Origin of the sequence: Moorena sp. SIO4A5, assembly GCF_010672005.1 — a bacterium.
Taxonomy (GTDB): Bacteria; Cyanobacteriota; Cyanobacteriia; order Cyanobacteriales; family Coleofasciculaceae; genus Moorena.
The window spans coordinates 12,024-34,746 of the sequence record NZ_JAAHHZ010000072.1 but is presented as its reverse complement, the minus strand read 5'-3'; the positions used below and the strand labels follow the sequence as shown (position 1 = coordinate 34,746).

The window sequence follows — 22,723 nt, the reverse complement described above, 5'->3', positions numbered from 1 at the left end:
AACTAAAGAATGGGAAGGGTAAACCAGTAGTGGGAAGAGCCCCAGAAGCAACACCAATATTTAACAGAGACTGTCCGACAATAAACAGCATTGCCCCAATCGCGATTAACTGATAGACTCGGTTTCTGGCCTTAATAGCTACAATCACCGCTAGGGTCATGTATGTCATCAACAATAACATTAGCGCTATACTACCAGCAAAGCCAAATTCCTCAGCAAAGACAGAAAAGATAAAATCAGTGTGTTGAATGGGTAAATAGAATAACTTTTGTTGGGATAACCCAAAGCCAGAGCCCCAAGTCCCACCGGAGCCAATAGCCAGAAGACTTTGAACCAATTGGTATCCATCTCGCATCGGATCAGCCCAAGGATTTAGGAATGACATCACCCGACGCCGTTGGTAATCCTTGATGCTGATACTGAGTACTGCCAGCAGGACACCACCAAATGCTGTACCTCCCAAGTAAGAAAACGGTAACCCTGCTGCTAGAGCAACTAGCCACAAGGTCATCCCACAAAGTGCTGTTGTACTCAGATTAGGCTGTAACAAAATTCCCACCAACACCACCATAAAAATCCCCAGCCACGTGAAACGGGTCCGCCACTGAAGCCGGTCCCACTGCCCAAATACCCGAGCTGCTTGTAACACTAGAAACGGCTTCATTAACTCTGAAGGTTGCAGGGGAACCGAACCGAAAGATAACCAGCGAGTTGCCCCATTAACCGTTGTTCCCACACCAGGAATTAAAGTCAATAACAGCAGCACCAAGAGCACCAAGACCAACCAATGGCTGATTTTTAGCAAATAACGCAACGGTGATCGCACCAATAGGTTAAATCCCACTAAACCCAAGACTACCCACATCAGCTGTCGCTTGACGTAGTATGTTCCATCCCCTAACTCGACATCTGCGATCGCATAAGAAGCTGAGAACAGAATTACTATTCCGATCAACAGCCATAGAAACGTTAACCACTTCAGTAACCGAGCAGTTACTGCCCAGTCTGTAGTGGAGGGATTAAATAATAGAATCAGGTTACGTAGAGCCACGTTTCATCAGGTTGGTTAAAGGTTATGTGGTTGAACGCGATCCCGTGGCCAAACGCGCCCCGCGTGGCCAATAGGCCAAGGCCAAGGTTATGTGGTTGAAGGTTATGTGGTTGAAGGTTATGTGGTTGAAAGTTATGTGGTTGAAGGTTATGTGGTTGAAGGTTATGTGGTTGAAGGTTATGTGGTTGAAGGTTATGTGGTTGAAAGTTATGTGCTTGAAGGTTATGTGGTTGAACGCGATGGACGAAGTCCCGCTTTCAGCGATCGCGTGGCCTTTTGGCCAAGGTTATTTGGTTATGTAGTTGTTGGCCCTCTCTTGCTTCTGTTTCCATCCCCCCATTTTGAACCAAAAATCACAAAGGGGTCCTAGTAGACCCCCTGAAATTTTTTTTTTGATAAACAGCTATTATCGAAAAATCCTTACAAACCGGTGTTTGTACCTTGCTTACCAGTTGCCAGCTTAACTTTAATAATTTTGCCACCCATTTTCTGGATGCGCTGCTGCTCACGGAACCAGTTCTCGTAGGAAACGAGCTTGGTAAAAAAAGTATTCTGTAACTCCCGTTGTGTCCTAATTCTGCTTTGGCTTGGCACACAAGCAGTTATTTCAAACGTCCGCATGAGGTTATTTCTCCTAGTAAAATTCCAGAAAATTTTAATTTTCGTTTGATTCCAAGATGGATAAAAAATCCCTACCGCCTATAGCGAGGGAACAAATTCGTTAATCGAATATCTCAACTATTCCAAAGTCTGGGAGTTAATTGTCAATACTAGACTGTCAAAACTCATCTGCTGCTTAACTAACGTGAGCCAGATTCGCCTTTAACAAGCTAGCACTCACAATCAACTTCCCAGACCTTAATTACACAGACAACTACAGGCTGGCGAATTCCATCAACACTAGCTAACTTAGCTTAAGCCAGAGCAGATGTAGTCAAAGTATACACCCATTTCCTTACCAGCATCAGGACCAACTAAGCTAGCGGTAACTTCCTTCATGCCTTGGATGGAATTGGTGGTATTGCCAATGGGAACACCAAGGGAGTTGTAGGTTTCCTTCAAGCCATTGAGTACGCGCTCATCAAGGATAGATGGGTCACCGGCTAACATGGCATAGGTAGCATAACGCAAGAAGTAATCCATGTCACGGATACAAGCTGCGTAGCGGCGAGTGGTGTACATATTGCCACCAGGACGAGTGCTGTCGGAATACAACAGGGTTTTAGCAACTGCTTCCTTAACGATGGTAGCAGCATTAGCACTAATGGCAGTTGCTGCACGTACCCGCAGCTCACCAGTTTGGAAATAGCCCTTGAGCTTTTCCATAGCGGAGTCGTCTAGATATTTACCTTGGACGTCCGCAGAGTTGATAACAGCAGTAATTGCGTCTTGCATGATTCTATTTCCTTATTTAACTCAAGTTGTGATTATCGGTTCTACAGACAGACTTGCCTCAGAACACTAGGCCAAGGGGTATTTATTGCCCTACAACAATCCACCAATCACATAGTCGAAGTAAGAGCCAGCTTCAGCAGCATCGTCTCCAGACATCATGCCAGTAGCGATACCCTTCATGCAACGGACGCTTTCGGCAACAGCATCAATGGAGGTACCTAAAGACTTGTACATTTCCTTAGCACCTACTAGACCAATTTCTTCAATTGGTGTGGTATCACCAGCCACAATACCGTAGGTAATCAAGCGTAGGTAGTAATCCATGTCCCGCAGGCAAGTAGCGGTCATTTCCGGACCGTAGGCGTTACCACCAGGAGAGACAACATCTGGACGCTTTTGGAATAGTTGGTCTCCAGCTTGCTTAACAATTGTCTCACGGGAGCCTGTTAAGGTTTGAGCGATACGTAAGCGCTGCTCACCAGAAGTAACAAAGCTTTTGATACCGTCTAATTCACTAGGGCTCAGATAGCGAGCCTCAGCATCTGCATTCACGATGGATTTCGTGACAATACTCATAGATGGATTCCTCCAGAAAAAAATATCACCAGGTTTGTGTAAACCGGCATTTCCAAAAATGAACGCTCTCTAACTAACCTTGCGGTGTAATTAGAGCTTCTGTCCCATTGCAGTTACTCGCAATGTGCCGGGTAAATCGCCGTTCTCGATACGCCGTCAGCACAGAGCGCCGACGCACGTCCCAGCAAAACTTGGTTTGGCTAACCCTGCCTAAATTAAAGGCCTAAATCAAAGCCTAAATCAAAGCAGGTTAATCATAAACCTAGCTTCCGGGAATATTTTGCTACAGATTGTTGACATTTTTCCCAGCTTCGCAACACATCGTAACATTTTCCCTAATCAAGTATGAAGTATGAAGTATGAAGTATGAAGGGTGAGTTACAGGTTAGTGGCCTTAGTTAAGGGAGTAGGGAGTAGGGAGTAGGGAGTAGGGAGTAGGGATTGCGAAAATTGACTGTACCTCAGTGATGGCAAAGTAATTTTAGTTTGGGGTTGCTATTCCGGCTTGATCAGGTTTGGGGGTTGAAAGTTGAACCTTTAAGGCTAGTCCAACCTACCGACAGCCTTTAAACCTCCAAACCTCCAAACCTTTAATTTTCAACCTTCAACCTTCAACCTTCAACCTTCAACCTTTAATTTTCAACCTTCAACCTTCAACCTTCAACCTTCAACCTTCAACCTCCCAACCTTGGCCAATAGGCCACGCGATCGCGTTCAACTTCCAACCTTCATAATTCAGACTTTTTGCTAACTAACCCGCTGATAGGGGACTAAGTCTTCACCAAAGAAGCGGGAGTATTCTGAACTATCAACCATAGCGGTTACTGCAGCTTCTAGACCCTGTCCCGCCAACAGCTGCTGGTAGGTTTGAACCTCACCGTGAGTGTTAGGGGTACGTCCGAGTAAGTGCCGGAACAATAACTCAACTACTTTCGCAGGGGGATAAGCCTGGTAAAACCGCTGACTATAGGTGTTACTACTCGCCAAGGCTTTAACAAACTGCCGCACGGAAATTTCCCCATTGCGCAGTTGACTGTCTAGATGCTGTTGCCGGTATTTTGGTGGTACTGGTTCACCGAATAAATCCAGGACCTGGTCATAAATGGAATCAATCACCACTGCGCTTTCGACCTGAGAAATGTTTGGGGTGATGCGGAAAATCCGTGTTGGCTTAGCAGATTTAGGATTCAAGGTTGGTTGGTTCCGATTAGAGGAACGACCTACCTTGGCCAGCTCGGAGGGGTTGGTAGCCATCTCCCACTTTTGGGCAGCCATATCTGCGATCGCTTTTCCGGTCAAAGGTAGCTTAGACGAATCCATGCGAGGCTCGACTGGATCAAAGCTTGGTACCACCACATCACTATTCTGCTTGGTCTGCTGATTATACAGCTTCTCGGTGTTCGGGAAATTAGCAGCTGGTAAGGTGGGGAAGCGGCGGTAAGGGACAGTATCTTCTCCAAATGCCTGAGCATATTCCATGCCATTGACCATTGCGCCAATAAAGCTCCGAATCCCTTCAGAGGCTAGAATTGCGTTGTAGGTCTGGATTTCCTTTTGAGTTAAGGGGGCACGTCCTAGGAAGTGCTTGGTACCCAGCTCAATCACCTTGGTGTTGGGGTAGGGGGTGTAGAACTCTTTGATGTAGAGATCAGAACAACCTAAGGCTTCAATAAACTCCTTGAGATTAATTTCGCCATTACTCAGTCGGCTTTCCAGGGAGGTGAATGCTGCTCTGATCACATAGGGTTCAAGATCCCGCTCAAATATCTGCCGATAAGCTGCTCCAATCAGGACTTTCAAGGCTGGCTTATCATTAAGGTCAATCAGCTTAAAGATCTTGGTTTGTTCACGCTGTACACTGACCCCCTGATTAATCCGGAATTCAACTTCCGGTTCGGTGAGCATGTCTTTGCCCATACCCAGCTCAACAAAGCGAGGTACTTTCTCCTCACCCATGATTGCCATTGCTGATGTCACGCTACCAGACACTCCGGTGCGCATTTTTAAACCAGCTGCCGTCACATAGCGCTCATAGGGAACCGTATCTTCCCCAAATGCCTCAGAGTACTCTTTTGTGTTGACAATTGCCTCTACTACACCGTAGAAACCTTTTTTATAGGCAACATCATAGTAACTGTTCATCTCGGAGCGCCCATAGCTAGGACGACCGAGCAAACGTCGGTGGATATATTCTATTGCCTTGACCACATACAATGGTGTCCAGTAACGTTTGCGGAAACCATCAGACTTCGCCAGCATTAGGATAAACTCGCGGACGGTAATTTCACCGTTTTCCAGCCGAGCTTCTGCTGAAGTCAGCCGTTCACCTTCATAGGGCATAAAGCCAAACACTTGAAGGTAACAGGCACGAATTACCCTTTGAGTAGAGCTTTCGGCAAATTTGATACTCTTGTCTTGTGTACTAGGGATCTGGTCAAGGCGGATCACCTTAGAGCCAAGGGAACCGGGGGACATACCCCTTGCCCCTGGATTACTATTTTGGTTATTGATCCCTGGGCCTTGGTGGATCAGCAGGCGTTTAGTATCTTTGCCAAAGAGAGCGGGGGTGGTAGTAGGATTCCGGGTTTCTTTCGGGAAAATTGCCCCAAACTGAATTTCCAAGGAGTCATTACCAGAACCATAGACATGTTGGTCAGGTAGGGGTTGCTCGTATTTGGCAAAGGTATTGAGAAACTGGGCATCCTTACGGAAGGGAGCACTATAGCGCAATAAATCTTGCTGCATCCCCCAGTTGCGGCATTCTTGAGCCTCTTGACCATAACCCCTCAGATAGGGAACCGTTTCTTCGGCAAAGTAATCCGAGTATTCCTCAGAATCCACCAGGGCATCTACTAGAGCGGGTAGACCACCATCGGAAACAATGGAGAAGTAGCTTTGCACTTCTTCCCTTGAAGATGGACCCCTACCTAGGAAATGGCGGAAAGCCAGTTCTAAGGCCCGACTATTGATAAAAGGTTCAAAGAATTGCTTCCGGTATAGTTCAGATTTGCCCAAACGGCGAACAAACTCCTTCATGGAAATGTTCCCGTTTTTCACTAGAGATTCTAGATAAGAAATCGACAAACCGTAGGCGCGGGTAATGTCACGCTCAAATATTTGCCGGTAGGCAGCTTTAACTACCTCAGTTTTTTCTGAGGATGACAGACCGGGCTTCATCACAAACTTAGGACGCCGCTCGGCTGCATTAAAGTAACTTTGGGGCAATTGCAGCCCTTGTTGGTCTATCGAAGGGCGTTGCCGCAGTTTATCGGAGGGTGTAGCAGCTTTAAATTCGTTCAGGGTAATGTCAAAGTACTGGGCAACAATCTCCTGTGCCGACTGATCACCTTTGAAATAATCTAGTGAAGCCGCCCGCATTCCCTGGATTGCCACGATTGTGGCATCAGCTGAACAAGCATTTTCAATGACTTCCCGCAAACCTCGAACATTAACCACTAGGATGTTGGGATCACCAGCAACAATGGCGTAAGTGATATAGCGCAACGTCCAAGATAGGTCCCGCAAGGACTTTTGCATATTCCTCGGGCCATAGCGGTTGATGTCGATGGGACGGAAACTCGCTGGGGTTGGTCCAGTCGGAGAACTAAACAGAGCGCGGAAGCCCGAAAATAATCCACCTCCACTCTCGACAAAGGTACTAGTTCCCAAGGTTTTGGTGTCGGGAACCCCTGCAGCCCCAGCCCCTACTAGGGCAGGTTCTTCCTTAGGCTTTTCCAGGAAAGCCATTGGGGAACCACCCACAAAAATCCGGTTAGCCGCCTTGGATACGATTAGGTCTGAGTTTTTGGTGATCAGATCAGCAATTGCTAAACGCTTTTCTCCAGAACGGAAGTAATCCAGTAGCTCGTTGATCTCTCCATTTCCTAAGAAGCGGTCTTGCTGTTCTGCTTGGATAATGGTTGCAGATGGGACAGTTTGATAGAGTTGCACAGGGGCAACTGAGCTTCCACCACTTGCCTTGACACTCATTGGTTTGTTAAAGCTCCTAAATTTTTATGCTGTCATTGCGGACTTATGCCGCAGTTAATAAACACGTTTTAGACACCCATTTGGTGGGTAGGCATTTGATGTTAGTCCTATCCAATCTCACGAAGAAAGACGGGAGTAGAACAAGCCCCACGTCTAATGACCGGGGAGGAAAAACGACACGAGCGGTTTTAACCGTCGTCAAACCACCCTTTTCAGGGTGAGGGATTAAAAAATCCCTCAAAACTCCCATTTCTGGGGTTAAGTTTGCCTCGCCAATGTTATCGATCGGTACTCTCCAGATGGCACTGTCTTACCCCTCGTACAACTGTTTAACCATCCGGTTCTAGAGCTTGAGACTGGCACGCATCCCAAGGTAGGAACTTTAACTCTTATCGATAACGTAGTCCTCGTAAGACTTAGGCTGGTCAGCTATCTAAATAAAGAGGCTCGTTCGTGTAAGCGTGTGCTTCGCACAAAGCCCCGTCTTTTCAGAGCGGGGTGCTGACTGCTAAACTCGACTAGCTTTTAGATTAAAACTTTTCTGATCTCTACGGTTTATTTATTAAGAATTGTATAGAATTTAGGGGATCCAGTTCAGGATTGATGGCCATTGATCCCAGTAAACCCTCGAAATTATACTTTATTTTCGTAAAAAATTTCTCCGAATAATTAACTTTTGTAAAGTTTTGTGATGAAAACCTCTCAAGAAACCGCTGCTGCCGTTGAGCGCCTCTACGATACCTACCCTTTTCCCCCAGAACCCTTACTCGATGAGCCACCTCCTGGATACAACTGGCGCTGGAATTGGCGAGCTGCTTATAGTTTTTGTACTGGGCAAACACCCCAAAGAGAGGAGATTCGGATTCTAGATGCTGGTTGTGGAACAGGGGTAGGCACAGAGTATCTGGTTCACCTCAATCCCCAAGCCTCAGTAGTGGGGATTGATATTAGTGCTGGGGCCTTGAAGGTAGCCCAGGAACGCTGTCGCCGCTCAGGTGCTGATCGGGTCGAGTTTCATCACTTGAGCTTGTATGATGTTGACCAAATCGAGGGTCAGTTCGATCTAATTAACTGTGTAGGAGTGTTACATCACTTGCCAGACCCGATCCGTGGGATTCAATCGATAGCTAAGAAACTAGCACCGGGAGGCTTATTTCATATCTTTGTCTATGCTGAATTAGGACGCTGGGAAATCCAGTTGATGCAGCAAGCGATCGCACTTTTGCAGGGTCAAAACCAGGGAGACTACCAGGATGGGGTGAAAGTAGGTCGTCAATTATTTGAAGCATTACCAGAAAACAACCGAATTGTCAAGCGAGACCGGGAACGTTGGGCTTTGGAAAACCATCAGGATGAATGCTTCGCGGATATGTACGTTCATCCCCAAGAGATTGACTATAACATTGAAACCCTATTTGAACTGATCGATGCCGCTGGCTTAGAGTTTCTTGGGTTTTCCAATCCCCGCTACTGGCAGAAAGAGCGCTTATTTGGCAAAAATCCAGAGTTAATGGCACGCTCAGAAGGTCTCAGTGAACGGGAGCTATATCGGTTAATTGAATTATTAGATCCCGAACTGACTCATTATGAGTTTTTCCTGACCCGTCCTCCCTTAGAGCGGGTAGATTGGTCAGAAGATAACGACATGTTAGCAGCAATTCCAGAACGGCACCCTTGTATGACTGGTTGGCCAAGTAAGTCCCTATTTGACTATGATTACCAGCTGGTTAAGCTATCAGACGAAGAATTTAAGTTTCTCGAAGCCTGTGACCAGAATGGTAACTCAGCCGACAACTCATCCCAATCCCAAACTGTAGCAGAAATTATCAAGCATGTTAACTTCGATTTAGATGGAGTGCGATCGCTACTCCAACGCCAGTTGATTATGCTCAACATTGATAGATAATGCAAGCGGTCAGCGGTCAGCGGTCAGCGGTCAGCGGTCAGCGGTCAGCGGTCAGCGGTCAGCGGTCAGCGGTCAGCGGTCAGCGGTCAGCGGTCAGCCTTGGCCAAAGGCCACGCTACGCGAACAGCTTTGTGGAACAGGCTTCTAGCCTGTGAGGTGACTTCACTCAGATTAAACCAATGCTTACCTGTTTTATTCAAAAGCTGATAGCTGATAACTGATAGCTGATAGCTCTATCCCGATTCCCGATTCCCGATTCCCGATTCCCAATTCCCGATTCCCGATTCCCGATTCCCGATTCCCTGTTCAACACTTCTGCCATTAGCCATTACCCGATGACAAATGACAAATGTTTGCCCAAGGTTTCAGTAGTTGTACCAATCTACAACGGTGAAGCAGATTTACCAGACTTAGTCCGTTGTTTACAGGCACAGACCTATCCCACTGACCAAGTAGAGTATCTGTTAGTGGATAATAATAGCCGCGATCGCACAGCCTCACTCATCGAAACTGCTGTTACTGAGGGAGCATCTGAGGGCATAACCTTCCACTACATCCTAGAAGACCAGATTCAAAGCTCCTATGCCGCGCGTAACAAAGGAATTCGAGCGGCTTCGGGGGAAATAATTGCCTTTACTGATGCAGACTGTCGTCCCAAACCCCATTGGTTAGCAGACCTGGTCTCACCCTTTGCTAAGGTTAGTATTGGTATTGTTGCTGGTCAAATCATCGGCTTGCCCGGTAAAACCTGGCTAGAAAAACACGCTGAGTACCATAATGTTCTATCTCAGGAACATACCTTAAACCATTCCTATTGTCCCTACGGTCAAACCGCTAACCTAGCAATCCGACGGCAAGCATTAGAGGAAGTGGGATTGTTCCGTCCTTACCTGACCACTGGTGGTGATGCTGATATCTGCTGGCGTATTCAAAAGCAAAGCAAGTGGCAATTACACCTTGCCCCAACCGCCATAGTAGAGCACCGACACCGTTCCACCTTTCGGGAGTATCACAGTCAATGGCATCGCTATGGTCGCTCTAACCGTTACTTACATCAGCTCCATGGTGTGCCCTTGATGCGGGATATTCCACCAAGGGAATATCTGTATCGGATCAGTCGTTGGTTGCTGAAAGAACTACCGCGCAATAGTATTAAGGCGATCGCAGGCAAAACCGATCCGATTGAGTTAATCAGCACACCGATTGGTCTATTTGGAACTTGGGCAAGGGCAAAGGGACAACAGGAAGCCCGGCTGCCAGACAAAGCCGATCAGATAGAGTGGTTTTCCCATGGAAGCTGATAGCTGCATCCCGATTCTCGATTCCCGATTCCCGATTCCCGATTCCCGATTCCCGATTCCCGATTCTCGATTAATCACAAATCACTAATAACCAGTAAATTGCACTACATTGCGCTACACTAAGGCTAGTAGGGGTTAAGGAATTAGCGATGTCAGCAAAACTCTTATTGGTAGACGACGAACCAGGAGTAAGGGAAGCAGTGAAAGAGTATTTGGCAGAATTTGGTTTTACCGTACAGGTTGCCAGCAATGCTAATGATGCTTGGCAGATGTTACAGCAGAGCACACCCGAACTAGTAATTTCTGACATCATGATGCCTAAAGTGGATGGGTATCAATTCCTACAGCAGCTTCGAGATGACCCCCGTTTTAAAGCACTGCCAGTGGTGTTTCTGACCGCCCGTGGCATGACCTCAGATCGAATTCAGGGTTATCAGGCCGGTTGTGATGCGTACCTACCGAAGCCCTTTGATCCAGATGAATTAGTCGCTATTGTTCAAAACCTCTTGGAGCGTCGCGCTGCTAACTCGGAAGATAGTGTAGGGAGTACAGAGCTTGAAAAGATAGCCAAGCAAGTGGCTGAAATTCGCGCAATGTTAGACCAGAAGCATGGGATTGTCCAAACTCCTCCACCCTTGCGCATTGATTTTACCGCTAGAGAGCAGAGTGTCTTAGATTTGGTTGCCCAAGGGCTAATGAATAAAGAAATTGCCCGACGTTTAGAGACTAGTGTTCGTAATGTTGAGAAATACGTTAGTCGTTTGTTTAGCAAAACGGGAACCAATAGTCGTACCGAGTTAGTTCGCTATGCTTTGGAACATGGTTTAACGAAATAGAGGATAAAGCATTTATAGCAATTCTCATAATCATGAGGTACAAAGTTCTGGCTTTTAGGGAGCAGGGAGCAGGGAGCAGGGAAGAGGGAAGTCGGAAGTCGGAAGTGGAGAAACAATGTGTACCTAACAGTTATGCAAACCGCCGTAAGCAACGCCATTAGCAATGCCGAAAATTTAGATGTACCTGACTAGACTAGGAAACGCTATCCTATCCGTCAGGTTTTGTAAATTTATGTTACAAAAAACCGCTCCCTGCATAAAAAGTACCAATCACTCAGAGTAATAATTAAACCCACAAATATTTAGCCAATATCGCAGGAAACGATGGTTAATAGGATTTATGCCTTGCTAGTGGGGATCGATCACTACCCACCGGATTCAGTTCTTAAAGTGGATCCATTACAAGGCTCTGCTAACGACATTACAGCAATATAAGAGTATCTTAACGAACGCGATGAGTTATTGCATAAACTAACCTACTGAAGTTGGTTGACAAAATTTAGGTGCAGCGATCGCAATTTTGATGTGATATTTCCCAGAGTAACTGGATAACACTCGGTAGCTAAACTTGGACTGTAATTAATTGGATATATAACCTATGGACAGAACTGCTAAAATTGCCTATATTCTTGAAAAGCGCCAACCTTTGGCTAATAGAATTGAAGAGGTCGGAGTAAATTTAAACTCTCTTTATTCTAAACTTAGCTATCTCGACAATTATCGCCAACAGCTACTGGAAAAGGTTGATGAACCAAGCATAAATGGACGCTTGAAGGAAATCGATTTTTCCAAGATTCAGCAGGATCTTGTATCTGAGTTACAAGCACTGGCTAAACTCAAAACTCGTTTCTCGCGAGATACTCTTAACATCGGTGTGATTGGACGAGCAAGACAGGGTAAGAGTCGTTTATTACAAAGTTTAACTGGATTGACTGCAGCAGAAATTCCTGATGGCAGCGGTCAACACTGTACGGGGGTTCGCAGCAAGATTCACCATAACCCAAATGTTGAAACATATGGTGAGGTCTTGTTCTATACAGACCGTACTTTTATGGATGAGGTTATTGCTCCTTACTATGAGCAGTTAAAATTGGGAACTAAACCAATTGATATCGATGATTTTGCCAAAAAAGACCTGCCTTCGCTACCGAACGACCTTAAGGGTGCAGAGGTTAAGGCCAAATATGAACATCTACGCCAATATCATGAGAATGTAGATAAATATCGTCTCCTGTTGCAAGCCCCTTCCCCACGCCAGATCAAGAAAGAAGAGATTCGAGAATATGTAGCCCAAGACAACCTCCAAGGGGAGCGTATTTATTTCAACTATCTGGCAGTTCGAGAGGTCAGAATTATCTGCAAGTTTCCCAAGGATGATCTTGGAAAGATTGCTTTAGTTGATATGCCGGGATTAGGAGATACAGGAATTGGTGATGAAAAGAGGATGGTAAAAACCATTGGTGAGGATATTGATGCAGTGCTATTTGTCCGGATGCCAAAGAGTACAGGGGACTTTTGGGGGGACGTTGATGTGCAACTGTACGACACAGCCTATAGAGCTTTGAATGATCTGCCCCTGCCACTATGGTCTTTTATGGTTCTCAACAAACTGAGTGATGAGAGTAACTTACAACTCTGCCAACAATTGAAAACCGACATTACCAACAAACACATCAATGTTGCAGACTGTGTCATAGCTAACTGCGCTGAAGCTCAAGAGGCTAACGATCAGGTTTTAGATCCGATTCTTAACTACTTAGCTAAAACAATTACTGACCTAGATCAGCAATATGCCTCTGCTTGTCAGGATCGAATCAAGCAAATCCAAACATCAGTGGTGGCTGAGTTAGATAAAGCCCGTCAAGCATTAGGACAAGGAAAAATTTCAGGAGAGATGGTTGAATTCATCCCATTGTTTAATGGGCTTTGGGACGATTTGACCAGCGGTCTTGAAAAACTACTTAAACAACTTAGTAACCAAATTAATGAGCAAGACCGAGACTTTAAACAATCTGTAGAAGAGGCTATACAAAATTGCTATAACGATACCAAAATTCCCTCATCTTTGGAAGAAATTGAAAGTAGGCGTGATAGTAAAGGGGCTTACACAAGTGCCTATAGCGATTACCTCAATGAAATTCGCGCTCACCTATCACAACATTTTCTATCTCTAGATACTGGTTTGAAAAAATCGTTGGATAGGGTAAAATATCTAGTAGTAGAGGTATTAATTGTAAAGGCACATTTAGGAGGAATCACAGAAGCACAAGGGTCTGATTTTCTTGGAGAGCTCGCTAACCTACTGCCTGATCAAATTTTAGAGGGGCAACCCAGTAGACTAAAATTTGGATTCCAAATCCTCTCTGAATTTCAGCTTTCTTATCGAGGTACTATCCAACACCGAATTCGCCAGTGTCTTAATGGATTAACTCCTGATAGGACTGATCTGCATCTGTCTGGGAAGTCTCCCAATGCAGAGCAAATCAAGAGCAATCTCGAATCACTTCATGCAGCAGCTGTTTTTCAATGCGAAACAGCCTTAGAAGATTTTCTTTGTGAACCTTCCCAAGCTGCTTTTGCCATAGTAGAAGAATTTCTTGACCGTGTACTCCGTGCTGAAGCAGTCAAGGATGAATGGCAAATTTTTCTTTACCAGGAACGCGCTTCTATCTGGCCTAAGGAATTTGAGTTATTGGGTGAACGCTCGAGGGTACGCCAAGAGTGGCTAGAGGCAGTAGAACAGGCAACAAACCTAAATCAGCAAGAGTTGATGTCATTATTCAAGTAACACAACAAGGAGAATCAAATGCCCAAAGAACTTAAAGTCACAATGCTAGGACATAGAGGTGTAGGCAAGACAAGTGTTTTAACTGCCATGTATGAGCAGTTCTCTGATACGTTTAAGGAAGCCGATTTGCAACTGACTCCCGATCCTGAAAGTTCCGCACTTCTCCAACAGCGTTTAGGAGAGCTAAAAGGTCTGCTTGATGATTTTGAAGCGACGGGAGGATTGGAAGGAACAGAGAATCCCCAATCTTTTAAGTTTGGTCTAGGGAAGATTGGTGACAAACCATCTTTACAACTGACTTTTCAAGATTTTCCCGGTGGCTACCTGGATGATAAGGATGGGGAATTTGTCAAAAAGATAATGCATGAATGTGTTGCAGTTCTGATTGCTATTGACGCTCCTGCACTCATGGAAGCCAACGGCAAATGGCATCATTTGATGAACAGACCCAAGCAGATTTGCGATATTTTTAGCAGAAGCTATGGAGATTTAAAAGAACCTAGGCTCGTTATCCTTGTTCCTGTTCGTTGTGAAAAATATTTGCAAAATGAAGAAGATGCCACAAAGTTACTACACTGCATCAAAGATAAATATGCTGAATTATTGAGGTTATTCAAGAGCGAAAATTTGCTGACTAAGATTGCGTGCGTAATTACACCTATTCAAACTGTAGGAACTGTGATATTCAATAATATTAGAGTAGTGAATCAAAGACCGCGTTTTTACTTTCGCAAAATTAGTCATGATGCTGGATATAGTCCCAAAGATAGCGATCAGCCGTTACGGTATCTTTTGAGTTTCCTACTCAAACTTCATTACGATACGAAATGGGGCTGGTTTAATCCTATTCGTCATTGGCTAGGTTGGGATAAATTTCTTTTAAAAGCTGCGAAAAAGTCTGCTGATAAATGTAAATCAGCTCATGGTTTTGCTATTATACAAGGTAAAGATAAATTTTATATTAATAAATAGGAGTTAGCCATGAAACTTTATGTTCAAAGTGCTGGTTTGTCTCAAGATCAGGATTACTTTTGGCAAGAAATTACAAAGCATGAACAAAAGCCAATAGATGAACCAGATTTGGTTAAAAAATCTAAACTATTGCTTGAAACCCAAGCGTATTCGATTTTTATAGGGCGTGAGAGTGGTAACTTAATTTTGCTTGTCACAGGCATGAAAGCAAGCAAACGCAAAGATTATCGAGGTCGCACTATACGCAACTCTATAGCGTTGATTGCTCAAGATAATGAACAGAATGAGCAACAAATACGAGGAATCGCTGTGCTTGCATTAGAGGGAAAATTCCCAAATGACATTGACAGTGCTATTAAGGAAGGAGGGGAATACGGATTTGAAATTTCTTATGAACAAATCGAGAATGCCATCAAAGCATCGCTTCAAACCAAGAACTCCACTGGAACGAAGCATCTGATGATAGGGAAAAACTCAGACGATAATAGAAAAATTATTGCTGAGGAACTTAAAGAATACCGTCTACCTCAGAAAAGCAATGCTTCGGCTTCAGAAGCATTAGTCGTTGTTACCGGAATTAAGAAACAAGACGATCTCAAAAAAGCAGGAGTTTGGCGGGGATTATCGAATCTTGGAGATAACGAAGACCTTTCTCCCTATGAGCCACCGAATTCAGTTCAAAAAAATTTTCCAAGCTTGGAGATCCCAAGCTTTGACGAAAGTAAAAAATATAATCCCCAATTGGTAATAAGATTGATAATTTTTGGCGTGATTGGGCTAATTGCTCTAGGGTTTTTGGGTTTTTTGCGGAATATTTTTTTGATAGGAAAACAAAATCATTCTGAGCCAAACACTGTTGTTTTAGCTGCTATTAGCCCAGGTGGTGAGTATTTTGTAACTGCTGATCCTCATGGTAAAGTGCTAGTGCAAGATCCCCAAGGTAAAACTAATAATACCATTAAAAATAAGGCTGCGGTCAAATCAGTTGCCCTTAGCTCTGATGGAAGTTATGTCGTTACTGGCGATGAGACTGGAAAGGTGCAATTGTGGGATGTAACTAACAAAAAAAACATTGAGCTAAGACGTAATGTCAATTTAAAACATGAAAAAGCAGTTTTGTCACTGGCGATCAATTCTAATTCTTCTAGGGATAAAGTAAAAATAGTTAGTGGTGGTGCTGATGGGCAAGTGCTGTTGTGGAACGTAAATGTTAATGTTAACCAAGGTAAGGGCGAAGCTAACATCGAACGTTATATTCCATGATTAAGTAATCAGGTTGGGTCCCACCGTCACAAACGGGCAAGATGCCCATTCCACAGGTGCGACCCAAGGGCGGAACGGGCAAGATGCCCATTCCACAGGTGCGACCCAAGGGCGGAACGGGCAAGATGCCCATTCCACAAAACTTTTAAAATCATTCCATTATTAAGCAACGCCCACACTTTAGTTAGTATTAACTTATGTAAAGTTACGTTAAGATACGTTGCAGTTTCTTATCAAGCTTGTCAAAAGTTTGTTATCGTTCATTATCGGCATACATAAATTTAACAAAGAAAAAGAGATATGAAGACTTCTCAAACTCCCAACCATTTGGGTCAATCAGTGGCTCTAGGTCTGGTTTTAGTGGTAGCCAGTGTTGGTATTTTCATCCTGATGATGGTTCAAAGTGGTGCTTTGCAATCCTAGTTATCGTTGTGAATATGGATCAGGTTTGCTATACCTGGTTCAACTTTTCCTGAAACTCAATAAACCCAGCTATAGCGCTATAGCTGGGTCATAAATAAAAAAGACATCTACTATATATATCTATATCAGGATTGTTAGGTTATTAAAATTAAACTTGACATCATCCAAGAATAACCCTTCCGGTCTAGGCCGGAAGGGTTATTATCATAAGTTGACCCCAAACAATCCTGTAGCTTAACAAAACTTAACCAAAATTTATCCCAACTAACCCTTCCCGATTAGCGGGTGTTCATGGTAAAAATCATCAGTAAGTGAACCTCCCAAAGTACACGAGCCTGATGACTATGAAAACATTGACCTTGCTACAGCAAACTTTGTTCCTCCTTCTTAGCTTATTTTTTTCCGTAGTGGCAACCCCCCTGCCAGAAATTGCTGAAGCAATGCCAACTCTGGTATCTAGCCGACAGCAGTATAATCAACACCTCAATGACCTTCTCCATCAAGCACGAGAGTTGGTAGATGCGGGGGACTATGAGGGAGCTGTTGCGGTTTATAAAGAAGCAGCTAAGCTGGAGCAGAGAAACCCTAAGATTTTTTCGGGCATTGGCTATTTAAAGGCAAGTTTGGGCAAATTCCAAGACGCTGCCGCCGCTTACAAAAAAGCGATCGCACTAGAGCCAGAAAATGCTAATTTCCATTACGCACTGGGTTACAGTCTCGCCAATGCTGGGGACAATGCTGGTGCTGCTACGGCCTATCGTCGTGCCACTAGACTGAACCGAGAGAATATTAACGCCTATTTTGGTTTGGCCATTACCCTGCTACGTCAAAAGGACTATCAAGGGGCCATAGAAACCTATGAAAAAATCCTGGAAATTGAGCCAGACAACCTAACAGTATACCAGTTAATCGGTGCAGCCTGGTTAGAGCAGGAAAATTCCGAAGAAGCCATTAAAGTGTTCCAAAAAGCAGCGGAAATTGCTCCGAACGAAACCCGTATCCAACTAAGTTTGGGCACAGCTTGGTTGATAGATGGAGATGAGATGGCTGGACTGGCGGCTTTTGAAAAAGCGGTGAAATTAGCCCCTCGTAATCCTGAAATTCACCTCCAAATCGGTCAAATTCTGGAATCGAGAGGGAATTTATCCAGGGCCCTCAAAGCATTTCGGCGAGCAGCTTCTGCCCAACCTGATTTAGTAGAAGCACAGGAGTACATCGGGAAAATTCTTCTGACCCAAGAACAATATGTACCAGCAGTAGTGACCTATAGACGTTTGATTGAACTGGCTCCAGAAAATGCCCAAGCTCACTATAACCTAGCAGTAGCCTTAAAAAAACGTTCTCGCGTCACCGAAGCTCTCACTGCTATCGAAAAAGCCCTAGAACTTTACCAGACTCAACGGGATAACGAAGGGATTGAGCAGACCGAGTCTCTGCTTAAGCAACTGCAAGAGTTTCTTTAAGGATCAGCACAGATCCAAATCTTTTGGATCTATCCCTTTAGCTTTTAATTGCGACCGCAATGCTTTCATACGACTTCTTTCTTGGGCCAAGGTTTTTTGAGCTTGGTTTAAAGCTTCCTGTGCTTCTTCTAAAGCTTCCTCTGCTTGCTCTGCCCGTTGACGTTCTTGTTCTGCCTGTTGTTGAGCCCTATCTTTGAGCTCACTAATTTCCAAATAGCTAGCAAACCGCTGTCCATTTGGAGAATAAAGCACTAATTCCGACTCTACTAACTCAAAGGTAATTGCTAAACGGGGACTAACCCAACCTACCATCTGAGGGATGGGTTCTAAGGTTTCTCCTGAACGCAACCAGCCTTTTAGTTTTATCCGATTTGGGTCAAAAAGATAGTACTCTTCTACTTCATGGCTCTGATAAAACTTGAGTTTATCCTCTTCTAATTCTTTGATAGTGTTAGTTTCTGATGCAATTTCAAACACCACCTGGGGATTAAGATTATCTTCAACCCAGGTCTTGTAGGAACGCCGATGCCCTTTCGGTCTACCGACAACCACCATCACATCCGGTGCTTGGTTAATTTTTGGTTTTCCTTGTACTGGATACCACAACAAATCCCCAGCGACGAAAACATTGGGGTCATCCTTGAATCGGACTTCTAGGCCATACTTAATGGTGGTAATTAGTTCAAATTGAAGAGTATTGTCCACCAAAGGTTTGCCGTCACTTTCCGGATATAAGATGTCATCGGTGGTCGGCTGTAGCGGCTGAACCATTGGAAAAACTGTTACCTGAGCTGATAAGCCTATTTTATCTTATCTAGGGTTTGTATATGGGTTGTAAACACAGTAATTGCCATAAAAGGCTTGCATAAAAGAGGCAAAAGGCAAGAGCTCCGGAGTTTTATTGGAGAAAAAAAAAAGACCATTACAGTTTACATATCATTTATAACCCCTATACCAACGGTTTCAGAGATCAAAAACCGAAACTATCAATCCGCACGATTTTCGTAAATTTTTGTTAAAAATAACCTAAAAATTCCGTAAACTGCCTGGCTTTCCCTGGAAAATAAATAATAATCTAGAGGTAAAGTTCCTTGACTGCTATAGGTACTCCAGACAACTAGCTAGTTGTGCAGAGGCGGACAGATGAATAATCAGCAAAGTAAGCCCTCAACCAGAGGGCTAGGGATATTGCCCTTAACTGAGGGAGCCATAACCCTAGTGGGATGGATGGTGATGGCTTTTTCGGGAAATTATGCCCTAGCCCAGATTAGCCCTGATCAAACTTTGGGTAATGAATCTTCAGTGGTAACACCAAATCTAAGTATTAGGGGAGAGCCAGGGGACTTGATTGAAGGGGGAGCAGCGCGAGGTAGTAACCTGTTCCACAGCTTTCAAGATTTTAATGTTGGTCAGCTACAGCGGGTTTACTTTGCCAATCCAGCCGGAATCGAGAACATTCTCTCTCGGGTGACCGGGAGTAATATCTCCAACATTCTAGGCACTCTTGGTGTCGATGGTGGAGCGAATCTGTTTTTACTCAATCCCAATGGCATCGTGTTTGGCCAGAATGCCAGGTTAGATGTGGCAGGTTCCTTTGTCGCCAGTACAGCCAATAGTTTAGTGTTCAACAACGGTACAGAATTCAGTGCCACCAATCCACAAGCCCCCCCTTTATTGAGTATTAATATTACTCCGGGATTGCAGTATGGCTTGAATCACCCCAAACCCATAATCACTAACGGTGGTTATTTAGTAGTCGGGCAAGACCTAACCCTAGCTGCTGGCAATCTTGACTTACAAGGTCAACTAATTGCTGGAGGAGATGTGACACTCCATGGAGAAGATACAGTTCAAATACGCGATAGTATCGGGCGACCATTTATTGCCGCTGCTGGCGGTAAGTTATTGATTCAGGGCAATCAAGGGGTGGATATATTTGCCTTGAACCATCCAGACAGTGGTCTGTTTTCCGGTGGGGATCTGGTTTTGCGATCGCAAAATACTGTCGCAGGTGATGCCCACTATTGGAGTGGTGGCAGTTTCCGGATTGAACAGCTCGATGGCAGTCTCGGAGATTTATTTAGTCCCGATGACCCGATTATTCGCTCAGTTGGGGATGTTAGTTTCAACAGCTATCTAGGCACCTCCCTACATATTGTGGCAGGGGGAGCGGTAGAGATCGGCTCTGTGATCATTACAGGCTCAGAAACAGGTACAGAAGGAATAGACTTTATTTCCGAAGCCATTACCTTATCTAATGGCACAGTAGTGAATATTAACGGTCAGACTGAACCGACTCTTGATATTCGTGCTGGAGTAGATCCGAATCAAGTTGATCCCCGTGGACTTACAGGCAAGCAATTCCGTGACATTTTCAATGGGAATATCTTTTTTGGCAGACCCACTATTACAGATAGTGCTACGAGTGCAGATATTAAAATCGGCACTATCGCTTTTACTAATCTCAATGATCTGTTGGCAGGAACCGTTTTACTAACCAATCAGTACAAGCCTAATCCCTTACTAGCAGGAGATATTGAAGTTTCAGCTACTCTAGATTTTTTAGCGCCAAATCTAGCCATTCAGAACGGCGAAGTATCCAAGGGAGGATCAGTTACTATCGATTCTCGCGGTAGCATTACTCTCAACGGTATAGTAAATACCATTGCTATTCCAAATAATGATGCGTCTAACCCTTTCTCTGGCAATGGGGGTGATGTCACGTTTTTGGCCAATGAGAACATCACCCTCAATCCAGGTTCTTTCATTGCTTCTGCTGGAATAGTGGGTGGTAATATCACCCTCAACAGCGGTAGCAACTTTTTGCTGGATGACTCTGGTGTTGTTACTGTTACAACTGGGGCAGGTGTAGGAGGAAATTTAATTGTCAATGCCCCTGAGTCAGTGACATTAATTAATAGAGAAGGGTCAGGCTTCAAAAATTTAGGGAATTTGGTCAACGAGTTTACCAATTCAGACTTGGTAGAACAGCTCCTAGGTTTCGAGGGGTCTGGCTTGGCAACGGTTACAATTGGACCAGGGAATTCTGGGGACTTAACTATTGACACCAGAACTTTGAGTATCCAAAACCAAGCATCACAGAATCAAGAATCACCTAGTTATGCTGGAGCTACTACTATCGCTTTAGGTGGTAGTCGTGGCAAGAGTGGAAATTTAACTGTTAACGCTGAGTCGGTAGAAATTGTTGGCAACGAAACGGGTCCATTTACCCCTACTCCTAACGAACGGTTAGCCTTGGCTATCAGAGATATTCCCACGGGGTTGACGACTGCTACTGTAGGTAGTGGTCAGGGAGGGGACTTAACCATTAATACCCAACGTTTAACAATTCAGAATGGAGCTGGAGTAACCACAGGAACTGTTGCCAGAAGCCTAGAAAACCCAGGGGATGGGGGAAATTTAACCATAAATGCTACTGAGTCAGTGACATTGTCTGGTAAGGCGGCTTTGGCTACCGGTACCTTGAACTCATCTCAGGCAGGTAAGTTGGAGGTCAAAACACCCACATTGACTCTCGGGGATGGAGCGGTGATTGCTTCTGATACCATTGGTTCAGGGAATGCTGGGGACTTAACGATTAACACCGAGCAACTGTTAGTACGTGATGGCTCCAGAATTGGCGCAGCAACAGGAAATAGTGGTACGGGAGCCAATATAACCATTGCTTCGGACTTAGTCGAGTTAGTTGGTACTGCTGTCGATGATCAGAATACTGTAGTTCCTAGTGGTATATTCGCTAACTCTCAATTCATTGACATTGAAAATTTTACAAATGAACTTGGCGATGCTGGGAATATTAACATTGATACAGAAAATTTGATTGTTGGGGATGGGGCAGTTGTATTGAGTTCTACCGAAGGTCAAGGCATCGGTGGAACGATAACTATTGATGTTAATACTCTCGAAATTACTACTGGTGGACAACTTCGCACCACTGCCTTTGGGGAAGGTGGGGCTGGTGACATTACCCTGAATATCGATAACAGGGTGCTGATCGCAAATCTCAATAGCGGACTGTTAGCAGAGACTGAAGGCGCTGGGGCTGGTGGAACGATCACGATTAATACTCCAGAGCTGACACTCCAGGATCAAGGACAGATTTCTGCATTTACCTCTGGTACAGGAACTTCTGGAAGCATTGTTGTTGAGAATGCTGACTCTGTCGAGCTTGCCGACAACAGCTCAATTTCAACGGAGGTAAGGGCTGGTGCAAAGGTAAACCCTAGCCCAGGGGAGGAAGTGGGTAAGATTGATATTAAAACGCGATCGCTTACTTTAAACAATGACTCTCAAATAACTGCCAGCACATCTGGGCTTGGGAATGCAGGTAGTATCTTTATAAAAGATGCTCAACAGGTTAACCTTGATCTCAATAGTTCGATATCCACAGCAGTAAACCCTGGTGCAGTTGGCAATGGTGGGGATGTCGATATTGAAACCAAGTCTCTATCTCTAGATAACACCTCGGAAATTGAAGCAAGTACTGCCGGTACCGGAGATGCAGGTAGTATCACAATCCCAGATGCCCAGGAGGTTAACCTTGATCGGAATAGTTCGATATCCACAGCAGTAAATACTGGTGCAGTTGCCCAAAAAGACAGCAATATTGCGATTAAAACGCGATCGCTTACTTTAAACAATGACTCTGACATAACTGCCAGCACCTCTGGGATAGGGAATGCCGGTAGTATCACCATACAAGAGGCTCAACAGGTTGACCTGAATCGGAATAGTTCCA

Annotated in this window: 19 protein-coding genes and 2 pseudogenes; 11 read left to right on the top strand and 10 right to left on the bottom strand. The window is 44.6% G+C overall.

Going from position 1 to position 22,723, the window contains the following annotated elements; all coding sequences use genetic code 11:
* The 7 genes and pseudogenes from F6K57_RS21400 to F6K57_RS21375 form a co-directional block, all read right to left on the bottom strand.
* Nucleotides 1-1,051, bottom strand: a 1,051-nt coding sequence (locus F6K57_RS21400; RefSeq protein WP_293070561.1) for an FtsW/RodA/SpoVE family cell cycle protein, incomplete at its 3' end; no start/stop codon positions are given.
* Between the two features lie 22 nt (nucleotides 1,052-1,073).
* On the bottom strand, nucleotides 1,074-1,232 hold the full coding sequence (locus F6K57_RS42100) for a hypothetical protein (RefSeq protein ID WP_364303703.1): 159 nt from the start codon (nucleotides 1,230-1,232) through the stop codon (nucleotides 1,074-1,076).
* Nucleotides 1,233-1,471: 239 nt separating this feature from the next.
* Entirely contained in the window at nucleotides 1,472-1,672 is a 201-nt protein-coding gene (locus tag F6K57_RS21390) for a phycobilisome linker polypeptide (RefSeq protein WP_293036843.1), read from the bottom strand.
* 288 nt (nucleotides 1,673-1,960) lie between these two features.
* A complete protein-coding gene (gene apcB, locus F6K57_RS21385) occupies nucleotides 1,961-2,446 on the bottom strand; it encodes an allophycocyanin subunit beta (protein ID WP_070394727.1) in 486 nt (161 codons plus the stop codon).
* Between the two features lie 90 nt (nucleotides 2,447-2,536).
* Nucleotides 2,537-3,022, bottom strand: a complete 486-nt coding sequence (locus tag F6K57_RS21380) for an allophycocyanin subunit alpha (RefSeq protein WP_008180111.1) — start codon at nucleotides 3,020-3,022, stop codon at nucleotides 2,537-2,539.
* A gap of 747 nt (nucleotides 3,023-3,769) precedes the next feature.
* A pseudogene (locus F6K57_RS42095) lies at nucleotides 3,770-4,144 on the bottom strand (phycobilisome rod-core linker polypeptide); the annotation flags it as partial.
* 207 nt (nucleotides 4,145-4,351) lie between these two features.
* Nucleotides 4,352-7,012: pseudogene (locus F6K57_RS21375) on the bottom strand (phycobilisome rod-core linker polypeptide); the annotation flags it as partial.
* A 691-nt stretch (nucleotides 7,013-7,703) separates the two neighbouring features.
* On the opposite strand from F6K57_RS21375, the gene F6K57_RS21370 reads away from it, so the two are divergent.
* Together F6K57_RS21370 and F6K57_RS21365 are read left to right on the top strand one after the other, a co-directional pair.
* Entirely contained in the window at nucleotides 7,704-8,918 is a 1,215-nt protein-coding gene (locus F6K57_RS21370) for a class I SAM-dependent methyltransferase (protein ID WP_293070558.1), read from the top strand.
* Nucleotides 8,918-9,073 carry a hypothetical protein gene (locus tag F6K57_RS21365; protein WP_293070556.1) on the top strand — a complete coding sequence of 52 codons (156 nt, stop codon included), beginning with the start codon at nucleotides 8,918-8,920 and terminating at the stop codon, nucleotides 9,071-9,073. The genes F6K57_RS21370 and F6K57_RS21365 overlap by 1 nt, the downstream gene beginning before the upstream one ends.
* A 41-nt stretch (nucleotides 9,074-9,114) precedes the next feature.
* Here the strand turns inward: F6K57_RS21365 and F6K57_RS21360 are convergent, their stop codons facing one another.
* Nucleotides 9,115-9,240, bottom strand: coding sequence for a hypothetical protein (locus F6K57_RS21360; RefSeq protein ID WP_293070554.1), 126 nt, complete (start codon nucleotides 9,238-9,240; stop codon nucleotides 9,115-9,117).
* A 13-nt stretch (nucleotides 9,241-9,253) separates the two neighbouring features.
* On the opposite strand from F6K57_RS21360, the gene F6K57_RS21355 reads away from it, so the two are divergent.
* The 6 genes from F6K57_RS21355 to F6K57_RS21330 all read left to right on the top strand — a co-directional run bounded on the left by F6K57_RS21355 (nucleotide 9,254) and on the right by F6K57_RS21330 (nucleotide 16,078).
* On the top strand, nucleotides 9,254-10,219 hold the full coding sequence (locus F6K57_RS21355; RefSeq protein WP_293070552.1) for a glycosyltransferase: 966 nt from the start codon (nucleotides 9,254-9,256) through the stop codon (nucleotides 10,217-10,219).
* Between the two features lie 149 nt (nucleotides 10,220-10,368).
* Complete coding sequence (locus tag F6K57_RS21350; protein WP_293070550.1) at nucleotides 10,369-11,055, top strand: response regulator transcription factor; 687 nt, start codon at nucleotides 10,369-10,371, stop codon at nucleotides 11,053-11,055.
* 32 nt (nucleotides 11,056-11,087) lie between these two features.
* The gene (locus tag F6K57_RS21345; RefSeq protein WP_293019579.1) at nucleotides 11,088-11,216 is read left to right on the top strand and encodes a hypothetical protein; all 129 of its coding nucleotides are present in this window, start codon (nucleotides 11,088-11,090) and stop codon (nucleotides 11,214-11,216) included.
* 437 nt (nucleotides 11,217-11,653) lie between these two features.
* Nucleotides 11,654-13,843, top strand: coding sequence for a hypothetical protein (locus F6K57_RS21340; RefSeq protein WP_293070548.1), 2,190 nt, complete (start codon nucleotides 11,654-11,656; stop codon nucleotides 13,841-13,843).
* Nucleotides 13,844-13,861: 18 nt separating this feature from the next.
* Nucleotides 13,862-14,815 (top strand): hypothetical protein, encoded by a 954-nt coding sequence (locus F6K57_RS21335; protein WP_293070546.1) that lies wholly within the window; start codon nucleotides 13,862-13,864, stop codon nucleotides 14,813-14,815.
* A gap of 9 nt (nucleotides 14,816-14,824) precedes the next feature.
* Nucleotides 14,825-16,078 carry a hypothetical protein gene (locus F6K57_RS21330; protein ID WP_293070544.1) on the top strand — a complete coding sequence of 418 codons (1,254 nt, stop codon included), beginning with the start codon at nucleotides 14,825-14,827 and terminating at the stop codon, nucleotides 16,076-16,078.
* Here the strand turns inward: F6K57_RS21330 and F6K57_RS21325 are convergent, their stop codons facing one another.
* Nucleotides 16,079-16,216, bottom strand: a complete 138-nt coding sequence (locus tag F6K57_RS21325; protein WP_293043070.1) for a hypothetical protein — start codon at nucleotides 16,214-16,216, stop codon at nucleotides 16,079-16,081.
* A gap of 162 nt (nucleotides 16,217-16,378) precedes the next feature.
* Between F6K57_RS21325 and F6K57_RS21320 the strand changes: the two genes are divergently transcribed.
* Nucleotides 16,379-16,501, top strand: a complete 123-nt coding sequence (locus tag F6K57_RS21320) for a hypothetical protein (protein WP_008180130.1) — start codon at nucleotides 16,379-16,381, stop codon at nucleotides 16,499-16,501.
* Between the two features lie 338 nt (nucleotides 16,502-16,839).
* Complete coding sequence (locus F6K57_RS21315; RefSeq protein WP_293070541.1) at nucleotides 16,840-17,964, top strand: tetratricopeptide repeat protein; 1,125 nt, start codon at nucleotides 16,840-16,842, stop codon at nucleotides 17,962-17,964.
* Between the two features lie 3 nt (nucleotides 17,965-17,967).
* Here the strand turns inward: F6K57_RS21315 and F6K57_RS21310 are convergent, their stop codons facing one another.
* A complete protein-coding gene (locus F6K57_RS21310; protein WP_293070539.1) occupies nucleotides 17,968-18,735 on the bottom strand; it encodes a Uma2 family endonuclease in 768 nt (255 codons plus the stop codon).
* 372 nt (nucleotides 18,736-19,107) lie between these two features.
* On the opposite strand from F6K57_RS21310, the gene F6K57_RS21305 reads away from it, so the two are divergent.
* On the top strand, nucleotides 19,108-22,723 hold a 3,616-nt coding region (locus F6K57_RS21305), incomplete at its 3' end, for a filamentous hemagglutinin N-terminal domain-containing protein (RefSeq protein WP_293070537.1).